This window comes from Citrobacter youngae (assembly GCF_003818115.1).
Lineage (GTDB): Bacteria > Pseudomonadota > Gammaproteobacteria > Enterobacterales > Enterobacteriaceae > Citrobacter > Citrobacter youngae.
In genome coordinates, this window is sequence record NZ_RPOI01000023.1 from 31,830 (window position 1) to 54,312 (window position 22,483).

Below are 22,483 nucleotides of genomic sequence, written 5' to 3' on the forward strand. Positions count from 1 at the left end.
TGTTGGCTGCGCTTGTTCACTCCAGTCACATAGTAAATCTATGCTCCTGGGGATGAATGAGGGACATCCTTGTCCCTCACCGAAGGCAGCCTCCGGCTGTTCAAATTCGTTCCTGACGAATTTGTCACAAGCTTGCCGCCTTGCTGCAACTCGAATTATTTAGGGTATGGCATTACGTTAGCTGGGAAGCACGATAAAATGCGCGCTTCCTGGCCCAAACTTAAAGAGTGATTTATGGCTGCAACCAAGCCTGCTTTTAACCCACCGGGTAAAAAGGGTGACATGATCTTCAGCGCGCTGGTAAAACTGGCTGCGCTGATTGTGCTATTGATGTTGGGTGGCATTATTGTCTCTCTGATCATCTCCTCCTGGCCAAGCATCCAGAAATTTGGTTTCTCATTCCTTTGGACCAAAGACTGGGATGCGCCAAATGATATCTACGGCGCACTGGTACCGATTTACGGTACGCTGGTCACCTCACTTATCGCACTGCTGATCGCCGTCCCGGTGAGTTTCGGCATTGCTTTGTTCCTGACGGAACTTGCACCTGGCTGGCTGAGACGTCCGCTGGGTATCGCTATTGAACTGCTGGCGGCGATCCCGAGTATCGTTTACGGCATGTGGGGCCTGTTTATCTTTGCCCCGCTGTTTGCGACGTATTTCCAGGAGCCGGTCGGTAATATTCTTTCCAACATTCCGTTTGTTGGCGCACTGTTTGCTGGCCCGGCATTTGGTATCGGTATTCTGGCTGCTGGCGTGATCCTCGCCATCATGATCATCCCGTACATTGCGGCAGTTATGCGTGATGTGTTCGAACAAACGCCGGTGCTGATGAAAGAGTCGGCCTACGGCATCGGATGTACCACTTGGGAAGTTATCTGGCGTATCGTTCTGCCGTTCACTAAAAATGGTGTCATTGGCGGCGTAATGCTGGGTCTGGGTCGCGCGCTGGGTGAAACCATGGCGGTGACCTTTATCATCGGTAACACCTACCAGCTCGATAGCGCCTCGCTGTACATGCCGGGCAACAGTATTACCTCTGCGCTGGCGAATGAATTTGCCGAAGCGGAATCTGGGCTGCACGTTGCCGCGTTGATGGAGCTCGGTCTGATTCTGTTTGTGATCACCTTCATCGTACTGGCGGCATCTAAGTTCATGATCATGCGCCTTGCGAAGAACGAGGGGGCACGCTAATGGCTACGCTTGAAATGCAAAACACCGCTCAGCTTGCGGAATCCCGCCGTAAAATGCAGGCGCGTCGTCGTCTGAAAAACCGCATCGCGCTGACGCTCTCTATGGCGACCATGGCGTTCGGTCTGTTCTGGCTCATTTGGATCCTGATGTCCACGATCACCCGCGGTATTGACGGTATGTCGCTGGCGCTGTTCACCGAAATGACGCCGCCGCCGAATACGGCAGGTGGTGGTCTGGCGAACGCCCTGGCCGGTAGCGGTCTGTTGATTCTGTGGGCGACCGTGTTTGGTACCCCGCTCGGTATTATGGCGGGTATCTACCTGGCTGAGTATGGGCGTAAGTCCTGGCTGGCTGAGGTCATCCGTTTTATCAACGACATTCTGCTTTCTGCACCATCCATCGTGGTCGGTCTGTTCGTTTACACCATCGTGGTAGCAAAAATGGAACACTTCTCCGGCTGGGCGGGCGTGATTGCGCTGGCGTTGCTGCAGGTACCTATCGTTATTCGTACCACTGAGAACATGCTCAAACTGGTTCCGGATAGCCTGCGTGAAGCCGCCTATGCGCTGGGTACGCCGAAGTGGAAGATGATTTCTGCAATCACCCTGAAGGCGTCTGTATCGGGCATTATTACCGGTATTCTGCTGGCAATTGCCCGTATTGCAGGTGAAACGGCTCCGCTGCTGTTTACGTCGCTCTCCAACCAGTTCTGGAGCACTGACATGATGCAGCCTATAGCCAACCTGCCGGTCACTATCTTTAAGTTTGCGATGAGCCCGTTTGCTGAGTGGCAGCAACTGGCCTGGGCCGGGGTACTGATTATTACCCTGTGCGTACTGCTGCTGAACATTCTGGCGCGAGTCATTTTCGCGAAGAAGAAACACGGTTAATTTTTACGGCGTGGCTGATGCGGCGCCGGATGAGGAAAAGATTGAAATGAGTATGGTTGATACTGCCCCGGGTAAAATTCAGGTTCGTGATTTGAACTTCTACTATGGCAAATTCCATGCCCTGAAGAACATCAACCTGGATATCGCGAAAAACCAGGTCACGGCGTTTATCGGGCCTTCTGGCTGTGGTAAATCGACGCTGCTGCGTACCTTCAACAAAATGTTTGAACTGTACCCGGAGCAGCGTGCGGAAGGTGAAATCCTGCTGGATGGTGACAATATTCTCACCAACACCCAGGACATCGCGCTGCTGCGTGCCAAAGTCGGCATGGTGTTCCAGAAGCCAACGCCGTTCCCAATGTCTATCTACGACAACATCGCGTTTGGCGTACGTTTGTTTGAGAAACTCTCGCGTGCGGATATGGACGAACGTGTGCAGTGGGCATTGACCAAGGCCGCATTGTGGAATGAAACCAAAGATAAATTACACCAGAGCGGGTACTCTCTCTCGGGTGGTCAGCAGCAGCGACTGTGTATTGCGCGTGGCATCGCCATTCGCCCGGAAGTGCTTCTGCTTGATGAGCCATGTTCAGCGCTCGACCCTATTTCTACCGGGCGTATCGAAGAGCTGATCACTGAGCTGAAAGAGGATTACACCGTCGTTATCGTTACCCACAACATGCAGCAGGCTGCGCGTTGTTCCGATCACACGGCATTTATGTACCTGGGCGAGTTGATTGAGTTCAGCAACACGGACGATCTGTTCACCAAGCCCGCGAAGAAACAAACTGAAGACTACATCACCGGTCGTTACGGCTGATTCAGGAGCTTGTTGTGGATAACCTTAATCTTAATAAACATATTTCCGGCCAGTTCAACGCAGAGCTGGAAAGCATCCGTACCCAGGTGATGACCATGGGTGGCATGGTAGAGCAGCAGCTTTCTGATGCGATTACCGCCATGCATAATCAGGACAGCGAACTGGCGAAGCGCGTCATTGAAGGCGATAAAAACGTCAACATGATGGAAGTGGCGATCGATGAAGCCTGCGTGCGTATCATCGCCAAGCGTCAACCTACCGCCAGCGACCTGCGTCTGGTGATGGCGATTATCAAAACTATCGCTGAGCTGGAGCGTATTGGTGATGTGGCGGACAAAATTTGCCGCACCGCGCTGGAGAAGTTCTCGCAACAGCATCAGCCGCTGCTGGTAAGTCTGGAATCGCTGGGTCGTCACACCGTACAAATGCTGCATGACGTGCTGGATGCGTTTGCGCGTATGGATCTCGACGAAGCGGTACGTATTTATCGCGAAGATAAGAAAGTCGACCAGGAATATGAAGGCATTGTGCGCCAGCTGATGACCTACATGATGGAAGACCCGCGTACCATTCCAAGTGTGCTGACTGCGCTGTTCTGCGCACGTTCTATCGAGCGTATTGGTGACCGCTGCCAGAATATCTGCGAATACATCTTCTATTTCGTGAAGGGACAAGACTTCCGTCATGTGGGCGGCGATGAGCTGGATAAGCTGCTGGCGGGCAAAGATCCTAAAGAATAAGCGGTCCGCCGGGAACCCCCGGCGCCGCTGTTGTAGGCCGGATAAGGCGTTACGCCGCCATCCGGCATTCTGCGTAATGCTGCCTGATGGCGCTCCGCTTATCAGGCCTACGGTTTAACCGACGATGTTCCAACCCCGCGCCTTCCACAATTCCGGCAACTGCGCCAGATCGGTAAAGGTCGTGACTTTTGGGTTTTCGATCGGTTTGTTATGCGGATCGGCACAGAAGTAGAACACTTCCATCCCGGCGGCAATTCCCGCCTGCGCGCCTGCGCTGGAATCATCAACCAGAATGCAGTTCTCAACGTTAACGTCCATTGCTTTTGCCGCATGGAACATCAGGGCCGGATCGGGCTTCCAGCGTTGGATATCGTAGCCGCTGAACAGTAAATCAGGAAAATGGTGCAACATGCCCAGCTTACCCAGCGAATGCTGCATTTTGCTGACCGGACCGTTTGAGACCACGCACATTGGCACTGTCATGCTGTCCAGCAGAGCATTTGCCCCAGCGATAACCTCCAGTTCCGAGTCGAACAGGCGTGCGACCTCTGCGCGGTAAACGGGCTCTAAATCGGCTTTCGCCAGCGTAACGCCGTGCTCTTCGTTGATGATATCGATGATTTCGTAGAGTTTTACGCCTTTAAAGCGTTTAAACACCTCTTCGAGATCGAGTTTGATACCAAACTCCTGGAACATGGCGACATACGCCCGGGAACAGATCACTTCACTATCGACCAGCGTACCGTCGCAGTCAAAAAATACCGCTTCTATCTGGGACATGCCTTCCTCTTATCGCTAGTTTAACGTTTACGTCATGCTTATTTACGCCACGCAATCGTTGCCGTATAAGCAAAATCAATGAAAAAAGTTGCTCATAACCCAACCCTATTGTCGCATTTTGGTATAGGATAGCGACGAATTTTCCCTCCTTGTTCGGAAATTGATAATGAGTCAACAACACACAACCCAGGCTTCTGGCCAGGGGATGCTGGAACGCGTGTTCAAACTGCGCGAGCATGGCACAACGGCACGGACCGAAGTGATCGCCGGTTTAACCACCTTCCTGACGATGGTGTATATCGTTTTTGTTAACCCGCAAATTCTTGGCGTGGCTGGCATGGATACCAGCGCTGTCTTTGTTACCACCTGCCTTATTGCTGCATTTGGTAGCATCCTGATGGGGCTTTTTGCCAATCTGCCGGTCGCACTTGCGCCTGCTATGGGCCTGAACGCATTCTTCGCTTTCGTGGTCGTTGGCGCGATGGGCCTGTCATGGCAGATAGGTATGGGCGCAATCTTCTGGGGTGCGATAGGTCTGCTGCTGCTGACCATTTTCCGCGTACGTTACTGGATGATTGCCAATATCCCGGTGAGCCTGCGCGTGGGGATCACCAGCGGTATCGGTCTGTTCATAGGTATGATGGGGCTGAAAAACGCCGGCGTTATCGTCGCCAACAAAGACACGCTGGTATCTATCGGCAACCTGACGTCCCACAGCGTACTGCTCGGCATTCTGGGCTTCTTTATCATCGCTATTCTGGCGTCACGTAACATTCATGCGGCGGTGCTGATCTCTATCATCGTGACCACGCTGCTGGGTTGGATGCTGGGTGATGTCCATTACAGCGGGATCGTCTCCGCGCCGCCGAGCGTGATGTCGGTTATCGGGCATGTTGACCTGGCCGGTTCGTTTAACATTGGCCTTGCGGGCGTGATTTTCTCGTTCATGCTGGTGAACCTGTTTGACTCCTCCGGTACCCTGATTGGCGTGACGGATAAAGCCGGTCTGGCAGACGCGAAGGGCAAGTTCCCACGCATGAAGCAGGCGCTGTTTGTCGATAGCGTGTCGTCTGTTACCGGCGCGTTTATCGGTACCTCTTCCGTTACCGCCTATATTGAGTCTTCTTCCGGGGTTTCTGTTGGTGGGCGTACCGGCCTGACCGCGGTCGTTGTCGGTCTGTTGTTCCTGCTGGTTATCTTCCTGTCGCCGTTGGCGGGAATGGTGCCGGGATATGCCGCCGCAGGTGCGCTGATTTACGTTGGCGTCCTGATGACATCAAGCCTGTCTCGCGTGAAGTGGGATGACCTGACTGAAGCGGTTCCAGCGTTTATTACCGCCGTGATGATGCCGTTTAGCTTCTCGATCACCGAAGGTATTGCGCTGGGCTTTATCTCTTACTGCTTGATGAAAATCGGTACCGGACGTTTCCGCGATCTCAGCCCGTGCGTCATCGTTGTCGCGCTGCTGTTTGTACTGAAGATTGTGTTTATCGACGCGCACTAAAATATCGGTCTGGACAACGGCCCGCCAGGCATCGTTGCTGGCGGGCTTTTTCTTTAGGCTTTTACACGTTGAATATAGTCGCCAAATGCGGTCAGCTGACCGGTCAGATGGTCCAGCGTGCTTTGGTCGATCACTTCACCCGCCTGCGGGTCCACTTTATTCTGAATCACGCCGCCCATAAATTCCAGCTTGTTCATTACCATCGCGTCGAGGAACACCAGGATTTGACGCAGATGATACTGGCAGCGTGCGCCGCCAATGGCGCCCATGGAGCTGGTCTGGATCAGCACCGGTTTGCCGGATAATGGTTGATCGGGCAGGCGAGACAGCCAGTCGATGGCATTTTTCAGCCCGCCAGGAACAGAATAGTTGTATTCCGGTGTGACGATAACGACGCCGTCAGCCTTCCTGATTTGTTCCGCCAGCGCTTCTACACTTGCCGGAAAACCCTCTTCCTGCTGGAGGTCGGCATCGTACAGAGGAATATCCCCAATCGACGGTAATGCATTCACTTCCATCCCCGCGGGGGCAATTTTTGGCAGCGTACGGGCAACCATTCCATTAAACGAACCCTTGCGCAGGCTCCCCAGTAACGTAACAACATTCAATGTTTCAGACATGGTTACTCCTGTTTCATCATGAAGGTTAAATCAAAGCGTATGGCTCTTCGCTGCGCATAATTGCGAGAACCGGATCAGGCGACCCGTTGGCTCATTGGCGCGTGTCTGGATATCAGGCAAGCTTTTCCAGTCCTGTTTACCATCAAACTCCCAAACGTTGAGTTTTTCAATGGTTGGCGTGACCGCGACCGACCACACCAGCACATCTTCGGCATCGCAAATGGCTTCTATCTGCGTAACGTGAGCACATCTCAGACGGCCCGCACCCGGTAACAGCTGGAGTTCACGTGGATCGTCATTGCACACGTCGCCAGTGAGCTTGAGAACGCTCTGGCGTAACGTTATGAGCTGCGCACGCGCTTCATTGGGGTCGTTTTGATTATTGATCCACAGGTTTTCGTTACTGGAAAAGCGGTAGGAATCTGTGGCATTCGGGGTATGGAACCCGCGAGTCGCTCGCTGAAGCTCCATATCCAGACCGCATGAACCTTCTGTGGTAAGCGCGACGCCGACAATATTCCCGGCATAGGAAATTGAAAAGCCAGGCAGGTTTTTATCGCGAAAAACGGGCTTACCTTTCGCCTCGGTAACAATCTCGGGCAATGTGCTGGTGCCGTAAAGCATAAACATCAGTTCAGCGAGAAGACTTCGGGAGGCCAGAAAGCGTGTTCGGCGGTGAGTGGGTAGATTTCTTACTTCAAAATGACATGGAGTAGGGAGACGAACTGAAACCAGGTGTCCCTCCGTAAGAATCCCTCTGGCAAAATGTGTCGCCATTTTTCGCTCCGTGATTAATGGTCCGTGATTATTATCAGAGTAACATTTACGCGGCTTCCAGGCAGGCTTTACTGCCCAAAAAGTAAACGGAATCGGGATACATTACGCGACATTTACATTTCCAGCGCCAGGGAGGTTAATAAAACAACAATATAGCAAAGGATCTTCATGACATCTCGCGATAGAGTGCCTTGATCGTCTCTTTCAGCCATACGATCTTAGGATTGTGGCTGTTGCGTTTATGCCAAAGCAGGGTGAACGGGACGCGCATTTTTTCCAGTTGCGCTGCATCAAAAGGCATTGGACGTGCCACGAGCGGAAGCTGGTGGAGTTGATTGTAACGCTGACAATAGACCGGGGCGGTGGCTATCAATGCGTGATCGGGCTGCGCGGCCATAAACAGCGACTGCTCAAAGCCTGGCAGACACAATGCGATGTTACGCGCACGCCCCATCTCCTGAAGCACATCGTCCAGCGCCCAGGTGTCGCTCTGCTCCCAGCTAATGCTGATATGGGGATAGCGCAGGAATGTTTCCAGATTCCACTCTTCCTGCAATGCCGGGTGGTCTTCACGCAACCAGACGCAGGGGAGATCGGAAAACAGGACCTCGTGGTCGATCGATAACGGTAGCAGACTCAGCAATTCACGCGAGCGCGGGTGACTTTCACGTCCGGTAAAGCCGATATCCACCTCGCCACGGATAATGGCATCCAGCGAATCGTAATCCCAGTTGCGCACTTTGATCGTTGCCTGTGGATAACGTTGGTAGATCTGTTGGGAGAGCGCGTTAAACATGATCATCACCAGCGGCGTTTCAGCCACTAAATCAAACTTTAGCCCACGTGGTGCTTCATGGTGTGGCTTATCGAGCAATTGATTGCCCATCTGCATCCACTCCGCCAGGCTCTGTTCCATGTTGAGCATCAGCGGCGTTGGCGTTAGCCCCAGCGGGGTGTTAACAAACAAGGGATCGTCAAACCAGGCTCTCAGCTTCGACAGCGATTTGCTGACCGCCGACGGCGTGACGTTCATCCGTTTGGCGGTTTTAGTGACGCTGCGTTCCTGCATCAGGAGTTGCAGGCAGAGCAGTAAATTAAGATCGAGACTGCTGAGGGATTTCTTCATGAGTTGGTGTGGGCCGGTTTGGTGCAACAGTGATAATCAGCATGATACTCACTATGCTACAGCCAATCAGAATCCCGATCAGCATATTCAGTGCGTCGAGACCGAGGATGGCAGCCAACCAAATCCATAGAGATGAACCGCAAACCTGGGCAATGCCTAATGCCGAGCTGGCGACGCCTGCGCGCAGCGAGAACGGCCCCAGCGCCTGGCTCATGGCAACGCCGAAACCGACCGAGAATCCGGCGCAGATTAAGGTTAACCCGAACAACGTTACCGCGTGCGTACTGGCAAGGATTAACACGATGCCCGCAGCCAGGAACAAGACCTGTGAAGTCAGCATCAGGATGCGGGGTTTAAAAATACTCAGTGCGAATGGCGTAGAGAAAGAGACCGCCATACTGATGCCTGCGGTCATGGCCATGGTAGTGGCGTACTCGCCGCGGTCGAAGCCCATAACTTCCATCAGCAGCACCGGAGACGTATTCACGAAGGTCAGGATCACCGACACGCTGAGGGTGGTAATGGCCAGACGGCTTAAGAAAAAACGGTTTACCAGCGACTCTGCGCGATGATCGCTCTGCGTAGAGGTCGAGAGCGTCGCTGGGCGCGATTCTCGCAGGATAAACACCGACAGCAGGCAAACGACCACGCCCATGCCCATCATCGTGTAGAACAGGCTCTGCCACGGGTATTTGAGCATGATCAGATGCCCCATCACCGGAGCCAGCACCGGCACGATACAGGTAATACCGTTCAACAACGACAGTACCTTCGCCCGGCGACGATCGTCGAGCGTATCGCGCAGGATGGCGAAAGCCACCACATAGCAGCAGCCGGCGCCCACACCCTGAATAAAGCGGCCTACCAGGAACGGCGTACCGCTCTCGGCAAATGAACACAGCGCAGAGGCGAAAATAAAGATGAGTGCACCGACAATAGCGACTGGTTTACGTCCTGACTGGTCGGCAACTTTTCCGGCGAAAAGCATCGCCGTCGCCATTCCCGCCAGATAAACCGAAAACGCGATATGCAGTTGCGCCTCGCTGGCCTGTAGATCGGCCGCAATACGGGGCAGCCCCACCAGATACATATCAATACCGGCAGGATAAAGAAGAACCAGGGCGAAACTGCAGATTAGAAAGCGTGTCATAGCGACCTCATGAGAAATGTGGCGCTAAGCATACGGTCAGAGAGTCAACTGCACGAGTTGCCATTTGGACAACAGTGATTTCCGCATGGGAAATTGTTGTTGCCGGATGGCGGTGTAAACGCCTTATCCGGCCTACAGGGCCTGTAGGCCCGGCAAGCATCGCGCCACCGGGCAATACAACGTTACTTACCAATACAGAAGCTGGAGAAAATTCGTCCCAGCAGATCGTCGGAGGTAAATTCCCCGGTGATCTCACTGAGGTTCTGCTGCGCCAGACGTAGCTCCTCTGCCAGCAATTCTCCGGCCCATGCGCCGAGAAGTTGGGCTTTACCCTGCTCAAGATGCTCCGCCGCTTCTGCCAGTGCCTGCAGGTGACGACGACGCGCCAGGAAGCCACCTTCCATATTGGTTTCAAAGCCCATGCTCTGTTTGAGATGGTTACGCAGTACGTCAACACCTTCACCGGTACGTGCGGAGAGACGAACCAGTGAGTGGCCATTTACTTCGCTAAGGCCCAGCGTCTCACCGGTAATATCCGCTTTGTTACGCACCACGGTAATCGGCAGTTTGGCTGGCAGACGGGCAATAAAGTCTGGCCAGATGTCAGCTGGGTCCACGGCGTCGGTGGTGGTGCCATCCACCATAAACAGCACACGGTCGGCTTGTTCGATTTCCTGCCAGGCACGTTCGATACCAATGCGTTCAACTTCATCGCTGGCATCGCGCAAACCGGCAGTATCGATGATGTGCAGCGGCATACCGTCGATATGAATATGCTCACGCAGTACGTCGCGAGTCGTCCCCGCAATGTCGGTCACAATAGCCGCCTCACGGCCTGCCAGCGCGTTCAGCAGGCTCGATTTCCCGGCGTTAGGGCGACCGGCAATGACTACCTTCATCCCTTCGCGCAGCAGGCTACCCTGACGCGCTTCGGCACGTACGGCATCAAGATCGCTGATAACGTTATTGAGCTGCGCTTCAATCTTGCCGTCAGACAGGAAGTCGATTTCTTCATCCGGGAAGTCGATCGCCGCTTCCACATAGATGCGCAGGTGAGTGAGCGCTTCCACAAGATGATTTACCCGTGCGGAAAATGCACCCTGCAACGAGTTCAGCGCCGAGCGAGCGGCTTGCTCCGAGCTGGCATCGATCAGGTCGGCAATCGCCTCGGCCTGGGCTAAATCGAGCTTATCATTGAGAAACGCGCGCTCGGAGAATTCACCGGGTCTGGCAATGCGCAGCCCGGGAATGGTCAGAATACGTTTGAGCAGCAGGTCAAGAATCACCGGACCTCCGTGGCCCTGAAGCTCTAAAACGTCTTCGCCGGTAAAGGAGTTCGGGCCGGGGAACCACAGGGCAATCCCCTGATCCAGCGTGCTGCCATCCGCGTCTTTAAACGGGAGATAATCGGCATAACGCGGTTTGGGTAGTTTCCCCAGTACGGTTTCTGCGACCTCGCGCGCCTTCAGGCCGGAGATGCGCAGGATACCCACGCCACCACGTCCCGGAGGGGTGGCCTGAGCGACGATGGTGTCGTTATGGCTCATGGTTTGTCTCTTCTTAATGCAATAAAAAAGGCGGTCTAATGACCGCCCTTTACTTTATGTTCCGTTTGCCGGATGGCGGCTTCGCCTAATCCGGCCTACACCGAATCAGGAGTTTTTCTTCTCGCGGCTATGCAGGCCACGCTTCTCCAGACCACGGTAAATCAGCTGCTGCTGAATAATGGTTACCAGGTTGCTGACGATATAGTACAGCACCAGACCTGACGGGAACCACAGGAAGAACACGGTGAAGATGACCGGCATAAAGGTCATGATCTTCTGCTGCATCGGGTCGGTCACGGTGGTCGGAGACATCTTCTGAATGAAGAACATCGTCACGCCCATCAGGATCGGCAGGATGTAGTACGGGTCCTGTGCGGACAGGTCATGGATCCACAGCGCGAACGGCGCATGACGCAGCTCAATGGAGCCCATCAGCATGTAGTACAACGCCAGGAAGATTGGCATCTGGATGATCAGCGGGAAGCAGCCGCCCAGCGGGTTAACCTTCTCAGCTTTGTACAGGGCCATCATTTCCTGGCTCTGACGCTGTTTGTCATCACCCAGACGCTCACGCATTGCCTGAATCTTCGGCTGCAGCATACGCATCTTCGCCATGGAGGTGTACTGCGCTTTGGTCAGCGGGTACATGATGCCACGAACGATAAAGGTGATAACGATGATGGAGAAGCCCCAGTTACCCAGGAAGCTATGGATCCATTTCAGCAGTTTGAACAGCGGCTGAGAGATGAACCACAACCAGCCGTAATCCACGGTCAGATCCAGGTGCGGTGCAACGGCCGCCATTTTATCCTGAATTTCCGGGCCGACCCACAGGGTGCTGGTCATCGCGCCAGTCTGACCAGGCTGTACCAATACCGGCTGTGATTTATAGCCGATAGCGGCAATGCCGTTACCCAGGTTAGCGGTATAGAAGTTGTTGGTGCCGTCGTTACGCGGAACCCATGCCGTGGCGAAATACTGTTGCAGCATTGCAACCCAACCGTCTTTAGCATTGACGTTCAGGTTTTCGTTGTCAGCAATGGTGTCGAATTTGTATTTCTCATACTTCTCATCTGGCGTGGAGTACGCCGCGCCACGGAAGGTGTGCAGCGCAAAGTTGCTGCTACCGGTGTCACGATGAGATGGCAGATTGATGGATTGCTTCAGCTGACCAAAGGTGGAGACTTCCAGCGGTTTTTCGCCGGCGTTCTGCACGCTGTAGTTAACGTTGACAGCATATTCACCACGCTTGAGTACAAACGTTTTAGTGAATGTGTTACCCGCTGCGTCAGTATAGGTCATCGGGATCTGCAGTTCGTTCTGACCGTCAGCCAGTACAAACGCGTCTTTTTCGACGTTGTACAGCGGACGCGGGCCGTTAGCCGGGTTATCCGGGCCGTCACGACCTGTCAGGCCACTTTGTGCCTGGTAGATGAACTGTGGCGTGGTTTCCAGTAACTGGAACGGTTCGGTAGAACCCAGTTCTTTCGGGTAAGCTGGCAGTGAAGCCTGTTCCACATCACCACCACGGGTGTTGATGGTCAGATCAAGCACGTCAGTTTTAACCGTAATCAGTTTCCCCTGGCCACTGGCCGGTACGCCCTGGTCGGCGGCGCTACCCGCTGCGGTGGTCGTTGTCTGCGTGGTCTGTTGGGCCTGAGGTTGCGGATTTTTATCCTGCTCCCAGGCTTGCCAGATCATGAAAGACACGAACAGCAAAGCGATGACTAAAAGATTGCGTTGCGAATCCATCGTTAGTGTTCTCTGGTATCAAATGGTCCGGGCGGGACGGGATCGTCACCACCAGGGTGTAAAGGGTGGCATTTTAATACGCGTTTCACCGTCAACCAACTGCCTTTTATCACTCCAAACCTGCGCAATGCCTCAATTCCGTAGCTCGAACAGGTTGGAGTGAAACGGCAATGCGGCCCAAGCAGCGGACTGATCAGGCGTTGATAGACCCGAATGAGGGCTATCAGGACCCGCGAGCCAGGCGACAATGGCGACGCCATAATTTTTCCAACGCTTCCGAGAGAGCACGGTTATCGAGGTCAGCAACCCCTTTTTTCGCCACCACCACGAAATCCATTGCTGGAAGCTCGTGCTGACGTAAACGGAAGCTTTCACGCGTCAGACGTTTAATCCGATTACGTTCATGCGCACGTTTAACATTTTTCTTGGCGACGGTAAGACCGATACGGGGATGCCCCAGCGAATTCAGGCGGCCGAGGATGGTGATTTGCGGCGTGCCAGCCCGTTGTGGCTGCTGGAAGACGAATGTGAAATGAGTGGGAGTTAACAAACGTAACTCCCTGGGAAATGCGAGCTTAACCACTCAGGGGCTAGCTTTTATTACTTAGAAACGGTCAGACGAGAACGGCCTTTAGCACGACGACGTGCCAGAACCTGACGACCATTTTTATTTGCCATACGAGCACGGAAGCCGTGAGAACGGTTGCGCTTCAGTACAGACGGTTGAAAAGTGCGTTTCATGGCGATTTCTACCTAAACTTGAATAAATTCACTGACTTTTGCGTATACCCGAACGAATTTCGAACGACTTACGCCACAGTGTGGGTGATTAAAGAGGCCGGATTGTAATAATTGTACACTCCGGAGTCAATTCTCTTTCCTTATATCCCGTTTTTTTTCACGTGGTTTTGTGTAAAAAACAGGCAGCGTTGACGCCGTAAGGCGACCGTTACTCGCTGGGGGTAAGAATTATACGGGCTGGTGGATAAAGCGCAAGGATCGCACGGGATCTTTATTAGATCGTTTAAGCAGTAAAGCATCTTTACTCATTAATTTTTTCAATATGCGCGCGAAAACCTGCAGCACTTCTCCAGGATCGTTTACACTTAGCCGATTCTGGATCATCCTGTGGATAAATCGGGAAGAATCTGTGAGAAACAGAAGATCTCTTTCTCAGTTTACGCTATGATCCGCGGTCCCGATCGTTTCAATGGATCCTGATCGGGTAAAAATTGCAGATAGCAATTCGCACGTCACCCTTTGCATAGGGTCTTGTCGATGTGCGTCAACAATCATGAATGTTTCAGCCTTTGTCATTTATCGACTTTTGTTCGAGTGGAGTCCGCCGTGTCACTTTCGCTTTGGCAGCAGTGTCTTGCCCGATTGCAGGATGAGTTACCAGCCACAGAATTCAGTATGTGGATACGCCCGTTGCAGGCGGAACTGAGCGATAACACGCTGGCTTTGTATGCGCCAAACCGTTTCGTGCTCGATTGGGTAAGGGATAAATACCTTAATAATATTAATGGATTACTCAATAATTTTTGCGGAGCGGATGCCCCACAGCTGCGTTTTGAGGTTGGCACTAAACCCGTTACGCAAACGCTGAAAACGCCGGTCAACAACGTTGTGGCGCCCGCCCACGTGGCTCAGCAAGTGCAACCGCAACGTACCGTACCGGCAGCGCGCCCTGGCTGGGATAACGTCCCGGCTCCGGCTGAACCTACCTATCGCTCTAACGTCAACGTCAAACATACGTTTGATAACTTCGTTGAAGGTAAATCTAACCAACTGGCGCGCGCGGCGGCACGTCAGGTGGCGGACAATCCAGGCGGCGCCTACAATCCGTTATTCCTTTATGGCGGTACGGGTCTGGGTAAAACCCACCTGCTGCACGCTGTCGGTAACGGCATTATGGCGCGTAAGCCGAACGCAAAAGTGGTGTATATGCACTCCGAGCGTTTTGTGCAGGACATGGTTAAAGCCCTGCAAAACAATGCGATCGAAGAGTTTAAACGCTATTACCGTTCCGTTGATGCGCTGCTGATTGACGATATTCAATTCTTTGCTAATAAAGAACGTTCACAGGAAGAATTTTTCCACACCTTTAATGCCCTGCTGGAAGGTAATCAGCAGATCATCCTGACCTCGGATCGCTATCCGAAGGAGATCAACGGCGTTGAAGATCGTCTGAAATCTCGCTTCGGCTGGGGACTGACTGTCGCGATCGAGCCGCCTGAGCTGGAAACACGCGTCGCGATCCTGATGAAAAAGGCTGACGAAAACGACATTCGTCTGCCGGGTGAAGTGGCGTTCTTTATCGCCAAGCGTCTACGCTCTAACGTGCGTGAACTGGAAGGCGCACTGAACCGCGTGATCGCTAACGCCAATTTTACCGGCCGGGCAATTACTATCGATTTCGTGCGTGAAGCGCTGCGCGATTTGCTGGCTTTGCAGGAAAAGCTGGTCACCATCGACAATATTCAAAAGACGGTGGCAGAGTATTACAAAATCAAAATTGCGGATCTGCTTTCTAAGCGTCGATCTCGTTCGGTAGCACGTCCGCGTCAGATGGCGATGGCGCTGGCAAAAGAGCTCACTAACCACAGTCTGCCGGAAATTGGCGATGCGTTTGGTGGGCGCGATCATACTACCGTGCTTCATGCCTGCCGTAAGATTGAGCAGTTGCGTGAAGAAAGCCATGATATTAAAGAAGATTTCTCCAATTTAATCAGAACATTATCTTCGTGACGCTATGAAATTTACCGTTGAACGTGAACATTTATTAAAACCGCTTCAGCAGGTCAGCGGCCCGCTGGGTGGACGTCCTACACTGCCGATCCTCGGAAACCTGCTGCTGCAGGTTGCTGACGGTGCGCTTTCTCTGACCGGTACCGATCTCGAAATGGAGATGGTGGCGCGCGTGGCGCTGATCCAGCCGCATGAACCTGGTGCGACCACCGTTCCGGCGCGTAAATTCTTCGATATTTGCCGCGGGTTGCCGGAAGGCGCAGAAATTGCCGTTCAACTGGAAGGCGACCGTATGCTGGTGCGTTCTGGCCGCAGCCGTTTCTCGCTGTCCACGCTGCCTGCCGCCGACTTCCCGAATCTGGACGACTGGCAGAGCGAAGTCGAATTCACGCTACCGCAGGCGACGATGAAGCGTCTGATTGAAGCCACGCAGTTTTCAATGGCGCATCAGGACGTGCGTTACTATTTAAACGGCATGCTGTTTGAAACCGAAGGGGAAGAGCTGCGTACCGTGGCGACCGACGGTCACCGCCTGGCGGTCTGTTCAATGCCTGTCGGTCAGCCGTTGCCCAGCCATTCGGTGATCGTACCGCGTAAAGGCGTGATTGAACTGATGCGTATGCTCGACGGCGGCGATAACCCGCTGCGCGTACAGATTGGCAGCAACAATATTCGTGCGCACGTGGGTGATTTCATCTTTACCTCCAAGCTGGTTGACGGTCGTTTCCCGGATTATCGCCGCGTACTGCCGAAGAATCCGGACAAACATCTGGAAGCAGGTTGCGATATCCTCAAACAGGCGTTTGCTCGTGCGGCGATCCTCTCTAACGAGAAATTCCGCGGCGTGCGTCTGTATGTCAGTGAAAACCAGCTGAAAATCACCGCTAATAACCCGGAGCAGGAAGAAGCCGAAGAAATTCTGGATGTCTCCTATCCTGGTACAGAACTGGAAATCGGCTTTAACGTTAGCTACGTACTGGACGTTCTGAACGCGCTGAAGTGCGAGAACGTGCGTATTCTGCTGACCGATTCCGTCTCCAGCGTACAAATTGAAGATGCAGCCAGCCAGAGCGCGGCTTACGTTGTTATGCCAATGAGACTGTAATGTCGCTGACCCGCCTGTTGATCCGCGATTTTCGTAATATCGAAAACGCGGATCTCGCTTTATCTCCCGGCTTTAACTTCCTGGTAGGCGCTAACGGTAGCGGCAAAACCAGCGTGCTGGAAGCTATCTATACGCTCGGCCACGGTCGGGCGTTTCGCAGTTTGCAAATTGGTCGCGTGATCCGCCACGAACAGGAATCGTTTGTTTTACACGGGCGTTTGCAGGGTGATGAGCGTGAGACGTCGATTGGTCTGACGAAAGACAAACTGGGCGACAGTAAAGTGCGCATTGACGGCACTGACGGGCACAAGGTCGCGGAACTGGCGCACCTGATGCCGATGCAGCTGATCACGCCCGAGGGGTTTACTTTACTCAATGGCGGCCCCAAATACAGAAGAGCATTCCTTGACTGGGGATGCTTTCACAATGAAGCCGGATTTTTCACCGCCTGGAGCAACCTGAAGCGCCTGCTCAAGCAGCGCAATGCGGCACTGCGCCAGGTAAGTCGTTATGAGCAACTCCGCCCGTGGGATAAAGAACTGATCCCGTTGGCGGAACAAATCAGCACCTGGCGCGCGGAGTACAGCGCCGGTATCGCGCAGGATATGGCGGATACCTGCCAGCAGTTTCTTCCCGAATTTTCTCTCTCCTTCTCTTTCCAGCGCGGCTGGGAGAAAGAGACAGATTACGCCGAAGTGCTGGAACGCAGTTTTGAACGCGATCGCATGTTGACCTACACCGCGCACGGCCCGCATAAGGCGGATTTCCGCATTCGCGCCGACGGTGCGCCGGTGGAAGATACGTTGTCGCGTGGGCAGCTCAAGCTGCTGATGTGCGCCTTACGTCTGGCGCAAGGGGAGTTTCTGACCCGTGAAAGCGGGCGGCGCTGCCTGTACCTGATAGATGATTTTGCCTCTGAACTGGATGACGCGCGTCGCGGACTGCTGGCCAGCCGCTTAAAAGCCACGCAATCTCAGGTCTTTGTCAGCGCAATCAGCGCTGAACACGTTATAGACATGTCCGATGAAAATTCGAAGATGTTTACCGTGGAAAAGGGTAAAATAACGGATTAACCCAAGATAAAATGAGCGAGAAACGTTGATGTCGAATTCTTATGACTCCTCCAGTATCAAAGTCCTGAAAGGACTGGATGCGGTGCGTAAGCGCCCGGGTATGTATATCGGCGACACGGATGACGGCACCGGTCTGCACCACATGGTATTCGAGGTGGTAGATAACGCTATCGACGAAGCGCTCGCGGGTCACTGTAAAGATATCGTGGTAACGATTCACGCTGACAACTCCGTGTCCGTTACCGATGATGGCCGTGGTATCCCAACCGGTATCCACCCAGAAGAGGGCGTTTCGGCAGCGGAAGTTATCATGACCGTTTTGCACGCAGGCGGTAAATTCGATGATAACTCCTATAAAGTTTCCGGTGGTCTGCACGGCGTAGGTGTTTCCGTCGTTAACGCCCTGTCACAGAAGCTGGAACTGGTGATTCGTCGTGAAGGCAAAGTGCATCAGCAAACTTACGTGCACGGTGTGCCGCAGGCGCCGCTGGCAGTAACTGGCGAAACAGAAATGACGGGGACTCAGGTCCGTTTCTGGCCAAGCCATGAAACCTTTACCAACGTCGTTGAGTTCGAATACGACATTCTGGCGAAGCGTCTGCGCGAGCTGTCATTCCTGAACTCCGGTGTGTCTATTCGTCTGCGCGATAAGCGCGATGGCAAAGAAGATCATTTCCACTACGAAGGCGGCATCAAGGCGTTTGTTGAATACCTCAACAAAAACAAAACGCCGATCCACCCGAATATCTTCTACTTCTCCACCGAAAAAGACGGTATTGGCGTTGAAGTTGCGCTGCAGTGGAACGATGGTTTCCAGGAAAACATCTACTGCTTCACCAACAACATTCCGCAGCGTGATGGCGGTACTCACCTTGCAGGCTTCCGTGCGGCGATGACCCGTACCCTGAACGCCTACATGGACAAAGAAGGCTACAGCAAAAAAGCGAAAGTCAGCGCCACCGGTGACGATGCCCGTGAAGGCCTGATTGCCGTTGTTTCCGTGAAGGTACCGGATCCGAAATTCTCCTCCCAGACCAAAGACAAGCTGGTCTCTTCTGAGGTGAAATCGGCGGTAGAACAGCAGATGAACGAACTGCTGAGCGAATACCTGCTGGAAAACCCGTCTGACGCGAAAATCGTCGTCGGCAAAATTATTGATGCGGCGCGTGCTCGTGAAGCGGCACGTCGTGCGCGTGAAATGACCCGCCGTAAAGGTGCGCTGGACTTAGCGGGTCTGCCGGGCAAACTGGCGGACTGTCAGGAACGCGACCCGGCTCACTCTGAACTGTACCTGGTGGAAGGGGACTCAGCGGGCGGCTCTGCGAAGCAGGGACGTAACCGTAAAAACCAGGCGATTCTGCCGCTGAAGGGTAAAATTCTTAACGTTGAGAAGGCGCGCTTCGACAAGATGCTCTCTTCTCAGGAAGTGGCGACGCTGATCACCGCACTGGGCTGTGGCATCGGTCGTGACGAGTACAACCCGGACAAACTGCGTTATCACAGCATCATCATCATGACCGATGCGGACGTCGATGGCTCGCACATCCGTACGCTGCTGTTGACCTTCTTCTATCGTCAGATGCCGGAAATCGTTGAGCGCGGCCACGTCTACATTGCGCAGCCGCCGCTGTACAAAGTGAAGAAAGGCAAGCAGGAACAGTACATCAAAGACGATGAAGCGATGGATCAGTACCAGATCTCTATCGCCCTTGATGGTGCTACGCTGCACACCAATGCCCACGCGCCGGCGCTGGCGGGTGATGCGCTGGAAAAACTGGTTTCTGAATACAACGCCACGCAGAAAATGATTGGCCGTATGGAACGCCGTTTCCCGAAAGCGCTGTTGAAAGAACTGGTTTATCAACCGACGCTGGCTGAAGCCGATCTCACTGATGAAGCGAAAGTCACTGCCTGGGTTTCCCAACTGGTTAACGTGCTGAATGAAAACGAAATGCACGGCAGCACCTGGAACAGCTTTGTGCGTAAAGACGCTGAACTGAACCTGTTCGAGCCGGTGATCCGCGTGCGTACCCACGGTGTTGATACCGACTATCCGCTGGATCACGAGTTTGTGACCGGCGGCGAATACCGTCGTATCTGCACGCTGGGTGAGAAACTACGTGGCCTGATCGAAGACGATGCGTTTATCGAACGTGGCGAGCGTCGTCAGCCGGTTGCCAGCTTCGAGCAGGCGCTGGACTGGCTGGTGAAAGAGTCCCGTCGTGGCCTCGCGATTCAGCGCTATAAAGGTCTGGGCGAGATGAACCCGGAACAGCTGTGGGAAACTACCATGGATCCGGAAAGCCGCCGTATGCTGCGGGTTACCGTGAAGGATGCGATTGCCGCTGACCAGTTGTTCACCACGCTGATGGGTGATGCTGTTGAACCGCGTCGTGCATTTATCGAAGAAAACGCCCTGAAAGCGGCGAATATCGATATCTAACATGTACCTCAGGCCTGCTCCTGTAGGCCTGATAAGCGAAGCGCCATCAGGCAGTTCGTCTGCGTTTGCCGGATGGCGGCTCAGGCCCTATCCGCCCTACCATCGATTGTCAAAAGGGGAATCCCGATTCCCCTTTCCATCCCCCTTTTCGTAGCTGTTTTTTGAGCGGAATCGCGTTAGCATGAGGATGGACTCATTTAATCCGGGGAACTCATGGCTATCAAACTTATTGCTATCGACATGGATGGCACACTTCTGCTGCCCGATCACACCATTTCACCAGCGGTCAAAACGGCGATTGCCGCGGCACGCGCGCGAGGTGTGAATGTGGTGCTGACCACGGGGCGCCCGTATGCTGGCGTCCACAGCTATCTGAAAGAACTGCATATGGAACAACCCGGTGACTACTGTATTACCTACAACGGTGCGCTGGTGCAGAAAGCCGGAGATGGAAGCACCGTCGCGCAAACCGCGCTGAGCTATGATGATTACCGCTTCCTGGAACAACTCTCCAGGACGGTCGGCTCGCATTTCCACGCACTCGATCGCAATACTCTGTATACCGCCAACCGTGATATCAGTTACTACACGGTGCATGAGTCTTTTGTCGCGACCATCCCGCTGGTGTTCTGTGAAGCAGAGAAAATGGACCCGGCGACCCAGTTCCTGAAAGTGATGATGATTGATGAACCAGAAATCCTCGATCAAGCCATCTCGCGTATTCCAGCAGAGGTAAAAGAGAAGTACACCGTGCTGAAAAGTGCGCCATATTTCCTCGAAATTCTGGATAAACGCGTCAATAAAGGCACTGGCGTGAAATCGCTGGCCGATGCGTTAGGAATTAAAGCCGAAGAGGTGATGGCGATTGGCGATCAGGAAAATGATATCGCGATGATCGAATACGCAGGCGTAGGCGTTGCAATGGATAATGCTATTTCGTCGGTGAAAGAAGTGGCTAACTTCGTGACGAAATCCAATCTTGAAGACGGCGTAGCCTGGGCGATTGAGAAATACGTTCTCTCCTGATACACGTATGCCTGGCTTCGGCCAGGCATAAAACATTAAGAATGTTATAAAAATCATGTTTGTATTATCAGATGTGAAATCGCACATTAATCCCCCCACTTAGCACGTAACTTCTATACTCTCCCCCCCTTCTTTTATATTCGGGCGATTCCTGCCTGCAACTATGTTTCCTTATGACTAACACACGCATCCGCCTGGTGTTGATGACGTCTTCCTGTTTGGCTTTTCAGGCCTGGGCTGCGACGGATTCTGGCTCAACATTGACACCGCTGTATGACTATCAGGACGATGGTCAGGCTACTTCTTTGCCGACAAAACCCGCGGCTAAACCAACCACAAGCCACTCTGTTTTGCCGTTTTTAGGTGAGGAGGCACATAAACGTGGCTACGACCTGCCTGAGCCGTTTGGCGTGAATATTAACTACATGAATATCAGGCAAAACATTAATGTAGACAGCATCAATTTCAACGGTCTTTCCCTGCGCGGTCACTCGTTGGATAACGCGTTTAAAATCAACGTCGGCAACACTCGGGAGAGAAGTAAAACCGAAACCTTAAAACTGGATGCCTGGCTGCTGCCCTTTATGAACGTCTATGGTCTGATTGGCTATACCGACGGACACTCTGTTTCGCAGATAGGTGTAGGAATCAAAGGACCACGTAAATACCGTACACCAGCCAATTTGCAGAATCTGGCATTTCAGCTCGACTTTAAAGGCACAACCTACGGTGTAGGAACGACTCTGGTTGGTGGAGTGGGCAACTGGTTTACGGCTTTTGATGCCAACTATACGCAAACACAGTTCGATATCCTTGATGGCAGTATTAATGCCTTTACCATCTCTCCGCGTGTAGGTTATCGCTTTACCACTCCCGGCATGGAGACCCTGCACATGCCATCCGGTAAGTTAAATCTGTGGGTGGGCAGCATGTATCAGGATGTGCAGCAAGAATTTAGCGGCAGCCTGAACGATCTCACGATGCCTTCTGCGGCGCTGCAAAAAATGGTGGATATTGCGAACAAGGATAGCAATGGTCGCTTCGATGTTAAACAACACCTGCAATCCCCCTGGAACGTGCTGGTAGGCGCGCAATATGAGTTGACCCGCAACGTTAATATCACCACCGAAATTGGCTTCGCCGACCGTAATAGCTTCTTTGCTGCGGGAGAGTATCGTTTTTGAC

Annotated in this window: 22 protein-coding genes; 11 read left to right on the top strand and 11 right to left on the bottom strand. The window is 53.2% G+C overall.

Annotation, left to right across the window (positions count from 1 at the left end; genetic code table 11):
* The first annotated feature begins 234 nt into the window (after positions 1-234).
* From pstC to phoU, 4 genes are read left to right on the top strand one after another with little or no spacing between them, the layout of a single operon-like run.
* Positions 235-1,194 carry a phosphate ABC transporter permease PstC gene (gene pstC, locus EHN13_RS18665; protein WP_048213782.1) on the top strand — a complete coding sequence of 320 codons (960 nt, stop codon included), beginning with the start codon at positions 235-237 and terminating at the stop codon, positions 1,192-1,194.
* Positions 1,194-2,084, top strand: a complete 891-nt coding sequence (gene pstA / locus EHN13_RS18670; RefSeq protein WP_101742132.1) for a phosphate ABC transporter permease PstA — start codon at positions 1,194-1,196, stop codon at positions 2,082-2,084. The genes pstC and pstA overlap by 1 nt, the downstream gene beginning before the upstream one ends.
* A gap of 46 nt (positions 2,085-2,130) precedes the next feature.
* On the top strand, positions 2,131-2,904 hold the full coding sequence (pstB, locus tag EHN13_RS18675) for a phosphate ABC transporter ATP-binding protein PstB (RefSeq protein WP_003023821.1): 774 nt from the start codon (positions 2,131-2,133) through the stop codon (positions 2,902-2,904).
* A gap of 14 nt (positions 2,905-2,918) precedes the next feature.
* Positions 2,919-3,644, top strand: coding sequence for a phosphate signaling complex protein PhoU (phoU, locus tag EHN13_RS18680; RefSeq protein ID WP_003023824.1), 726 nt, complete (start codon positions 2,919-2,921; stop codon positions 3,642-3,644).
* A 114-nt stretch (positions 3,645-3,758) separates the two neighbouring features.
* Here phoU and yieH read toward each other — a convergent pair whose 3' ends face one another.
* Positions 3,759-4,424 carry a 6-phosphogluconate phosphatase gene (gene yieH / locus EHN13_RS18685; protein ID WP_115644232.1) on the bottom strand — a complete coding sequence of 222 codons (666 nt, stop codon included), beginning with the start codon at positions 4,422-4,424 and terminating at the stop codon, positions 3,759-3,761.
* Positions 4,425-4,590: 166 nt separating this feature from the next.
* Here yieH and EHN13_RS18690 point away from each other — a divergent pair, with 166 nt between their 5' ends.
* Positions 4,591-5,928: an NCS2 family permease gene (locus EHN13_RS18690; protein WP_124021882.1), complete on the top strand. Its 1,338-nt coding sequence runs from the start codon at positions 4,591-4,593 to the stop codon at positions 5,926-5,928.
* A gap of 53 nt (positions 5,929-5,981) precedes the next feature.
* On the opposite strand, the gene EHN13_RS18695 is transcribed toward EHN13_RS18690, so the two are convergent.
* The 10 genes from EHN13_RS18695 to EHN13_RS24595 all read right to left on the bottom strand — a co-directional run bounded on the left by EHN13_RS18695 (position 5,982) and on the right by EHN13_RS24595 (position 14,025).
* Positions 5,982-6,548, bottom strand: a complete 567-nt coding sequence (locus EHN13_RS18695; RefSeq protein WP_124021883.1) for an NADPH-dependent FMN reductase — start codon at positions 6,546-6,548, stop codon at positions 5,982-5,984.
* A 30-nt stretch (positions 6,549-6,578) separates the two neighbouring features.
* Complete coding sequence (locus EHN13_RS18700; protein ID WP_048213777.1) at positions 6,579-7,325, bottom strand: 4'-phosphopantetheinyl transferase family protein; 747 nt, start codon at positions 7,323-7,325, stop codon at positions 6,579-6,581.
* Positions 7,326-7,491: 166 nt separating this feature from the next.
* Positions 7,492-8,451, bottom strand: a complete 960-nt coding sequence (gene yidZ / locus EHN13_RS18705; RefSeq protein ID WP_101742130.1) for an HTH-type transcriptional regulator YidZ — start codon at positions 8,449-8,451, stop codon at positions 7,492-7,494.
* On the bottom strand, positions 8,420-9,601 hold the full coding sequence (locus EHN13_RS18710; protein ID WP_048213775.1) for an MFS transporter: 1,182 nt from the start codon (positions 9,599-9,601) through the stop codon (positions 8,420-8,422). Before EHN13_RS18710 ends, yidZ begins: the two co-directional genes overlap by 32 nt.
* Before the next feature lie 182 nt (positions 9,602-9,783).
* Positions 9,784-11,148 carry a tRNA uridine-5-carboxymethylaminomethyl(34) synthesis GTPase MnmE gene (gene mnmE, locus EHN13_RS18715; RefSeq protein WP_003840593.1) on the bottom strand — a complete coding sequence of 455 codons (1,365 nt, stop codon included), beginning with the start codon at positions 11,146-11,148 and terminating at the stop codon, positions 9,784-9,786.
* A 105-nt stretch (positions 11,149-11,253) separates the two neighbouring features.
* The gene (gene yidC, locus EHN13_RS18720) at positions 11,254-12,900 is read right to left on the bottom strand and encodes a membrane protein insertase YidC (RefSeq protein WP_048213774.1); all 1,647 of its coding nucleotides are present in this window, start codon (positions 12,898-12,900) and stop codon (positions 11,254-11,256) included.
* A gap of 2 nt (positions 12,901-12,902) precedes the next feature.
* Positions 12,903-13,160, bottom strand: a complete 258-nt coding sequence (gene yidD, locus EHN13_RS18725) for a membrane protein insertion efficiency factor YidD (RefSeq protein WP_003023846.1) — start codon at positions 13,158-13,160, stop codon at positions 12,903-12,905.
* Positions 13,124-13,483 carry a ribonuclease P protein component gene (rnpA, locus tag EHN13_RS18730; protein WP_003844432.1) on the bottom strand — a complete coding sequence of 120 codons (360 nt, stop codon included), beginning with the start codon at positions 13,481-13,483 and terminating at the stop codon, positions 13,124-13,126. The genes yidD and rnpA overlap by 37 nt, the downstream gene beginning before the upstream one ends.
* A gap of 17 nt (positions 13,484-13,500) precedes the next feature.
* Positions 13,501-13,641 (bottom strand): 50S ribosomal protein L34, encoded by a 141-nt coding sequence (rpmH, locus tag EHN13_RS18735; protein WP_003023858.1) that lies wholly within the window; start codon positions 13,639-13,641, stop codon positions 13,501-13,503.
* A gap of 228 nt (positions 13,642-13,869) precedes the next feature.
* Entirely contained in the window at positions 13,870-14,025 is a 156-nt protein-coding gene (locus tag EHN13_RS24595; protein WP_420808689.1) for a hypothetical protein, read from the bottom strand.
* A gap of 222 nt (positions 14,026-14,247) precedes the next feature.
* On the opposite strand from EHN13_RS24595, the gene dnaA reads away from it, so the two are divergent.
* The 6 genes from dnaA (at position 14,248) to EHN13_RS18765 (ending at position 22,482) form a co-directional block, all read left to right on the top strand.
* Entirely contained in the window at positions 14,248-15,651 is a 1,404-nt protein-coding gene (gene dnaA / locus EHN13_RS18740; RefSeq protein ID WP_061066893.1) for a chromosomal replication initiator protein DnaA, read from the top strand.
* 4 nt (positions 15,652-15,655) lie between these two features.
* Entirely contained in the window at positions 15,656-16,756 is a 1,101-nt protein-coding gene (dnaN, locus tag EHN13_RS18745) for a DNA polymerase III subunit beta (protein WP_005121477.1), read from the top strand.
* On the top strand, positions 16,756-17,829 hold the full coding sequence (recF, locus tag EHN13_RS18750) for a DNA replication/repair protein RecF (RefSeq protein ID WP_048213772.1): 1,074 nt from the start codon (positions 16,756-16,758) through the stop codon (positions 17,827-17,829). Before dnaN ends, recF begins: the two co-directional genes overlap by 1 nt.
* A gap of 28 nt (positions 17,830-17,857) precedes the next feature.
* Positions 17,858-20,272, top strand: coding sequence for a DNA topoisomerase (ATP-hydrolyzing) subunit B (gene gyrB, locus EHN13_RS18755; protein ID WP_048213771.1), 2,415 nt, complete (start codon positions 17,858-17,860; stop codon positions 20,270-20,272).
* A 213-nt stretch (positions 20,273-20,485) separates the two neighbouring features.
* Positions 20,486-21,298, top strand: a complete 813-nt coding sequence (yidA, locus tag EHN13_RS18760) for a sugar-phosphatase (protein ID WP_048213770.1) — start codon at positions 20,486-20,488, stop codon at positions 21,296-21,298.
* A 173-nt stretch (positions 21,299-21,471) separates the two neighbouring features.
* Positions 21,472-22,482: a hypothetical protein gene (locus EHN13_RS18765; protein WP_124021884.1), complete on the top strand. Its 1,011-nt coding sequence runs from the start codon at positions 21,472-21,474 to the stop codon at positions 22,480-22,482.
* Position 22,483 lies beyond the last annotated feature (1 nt).

Excerpts from the sequence above, each read along its gene's own strand:
- pstC (WP_048213782.1), top strand. The coding sequence starts at position 235 with ATGGCTGCAACCAAGCCTGCTTTTAACCCACCGGGTAAAAAGGGTGAC.
- pstA (WP_101742132.1), top strand. The coding sequence starts at position 1,194 with ATGGCTACGCTTGAAATGCAAAACACCGCTCAGCTTGCGGAATCCCGC.
- pstB (WP_003023821.1), top strand. The coding sequence starts at position 2,131 with ATGAGTATGGTTGATACTGCCCCGGGTAAAATTCAGGTTCGTGATTTG.
- yieH (WP_115644232.1), bottom strand. The coding sequence starts at position 4,424 with ATGTCCCAGATAGAAGCGGTATTTTTTGACTGCGACGGTACGCTGGTC.
- EHN13_RS18690 (WP_124021882.1), top strand. The coding sequence starts at position 4,591 with ATGAGTCAACAACACACAACCCAGGCTTCTGGCCAGGGGATGCTGGAA.
- EHN13_RS18695 (WP_124021883.1), bottom strand. The coding sequence starts at position 6,548 with ATGTCTGAAACATTGAATGTTGTTACGTTACTGGGGAGCCTGCGCAAG.
- EHN13_RS18700 (WP_048213777.1), bottom strand. The coding sequence starts at position 7,325 with ATGGCGACACATTTTGCCAGAGGGATTCTTACGGAGGGACACCTGGTT.
- yidZ (WP_101742130.1), bottom strand. The coding sequence starts at position 8,451 with ATGAAGAAATCCCTCAGCAGTCTCGATCTTAATTTACTGCTCTGCCTG.
- EHN13_RS18710 (WP_048213775.1), bottom strand. The coding sequence starts at position 9,601 with ATGACACGCTTTCTAATCTGCAGTTTCGCCCTGGTTCTTCTTTATCCT.
- mnmE (WP_003840593.1), bottom strand. The coding sequence starts at position 11,148 with ATGAGCCATAACGACACCATCGTCGCTCAGGCCACCCCTCCGGGACGT.
- yidC (WP_048213774.1), bottom strand. The coding sequence starts at position 12,900 with ATGGATTCGCAACGCAATCTTTTAGTCATCGCTTTGCTGTTCGTGTCT.
- yidD (WP_003023846.1), bottom strand. The coding sequence starts at position 13,160 with ATGGCGTCGCCATTGTCGCCTGGCTCGCGGGTCCTGATAGCCCTCATT.
- rpmH (WP_003023858.1), bottom strand. The coding sequence starts at position 13,641 with ATGAAACGCACTTTTCAACCGTCTGTACTGAAGCGCAACCGTTCTCAC.
- EHN13_RS24595 (WP_420808689.1), bottom strand. The coding sequence starts at position 14,025 with ATGATCCAGAATCGGCTAAGTGTAAACGATCCTGGAGAAGTGCTGCAG.
- dnaN (WP_005121477.1), top strand. The coding sequence starts at position 15,656 with ATGAAATTTACCGTTGAACGTGAACATTTATTAAAACCGCTTCAGCAG.
- recF (WP_048213772.1), top strand. The coding sequence starts at position 16,756 with ATGTCGCTGACCCGCCTGTTGATCCGCGATTTTCGTAATATCGAAAAC.
- gyrB (WP_048213771.1), top strand. The coding sequence starts at position 17,858 with ATGTCGAATTCTTATGACTCCTCCAGTATCAAAGTCCTGAAAGGACTG.
- yidA (WP_048213770.1), top strand. The coding sequence starts at position 20,486 with ATGGCTATCAAACTTATTGCTATCGACATGGATGGCACACTTCTGCTG.
- EHN13_RS18765 (WP_124021884.1), top strand. The coding sequence starts at position 21,472 with ATGACTAACACACGCATCCGCCTGGTGTTGATGACGTCTTCCTGTTTG.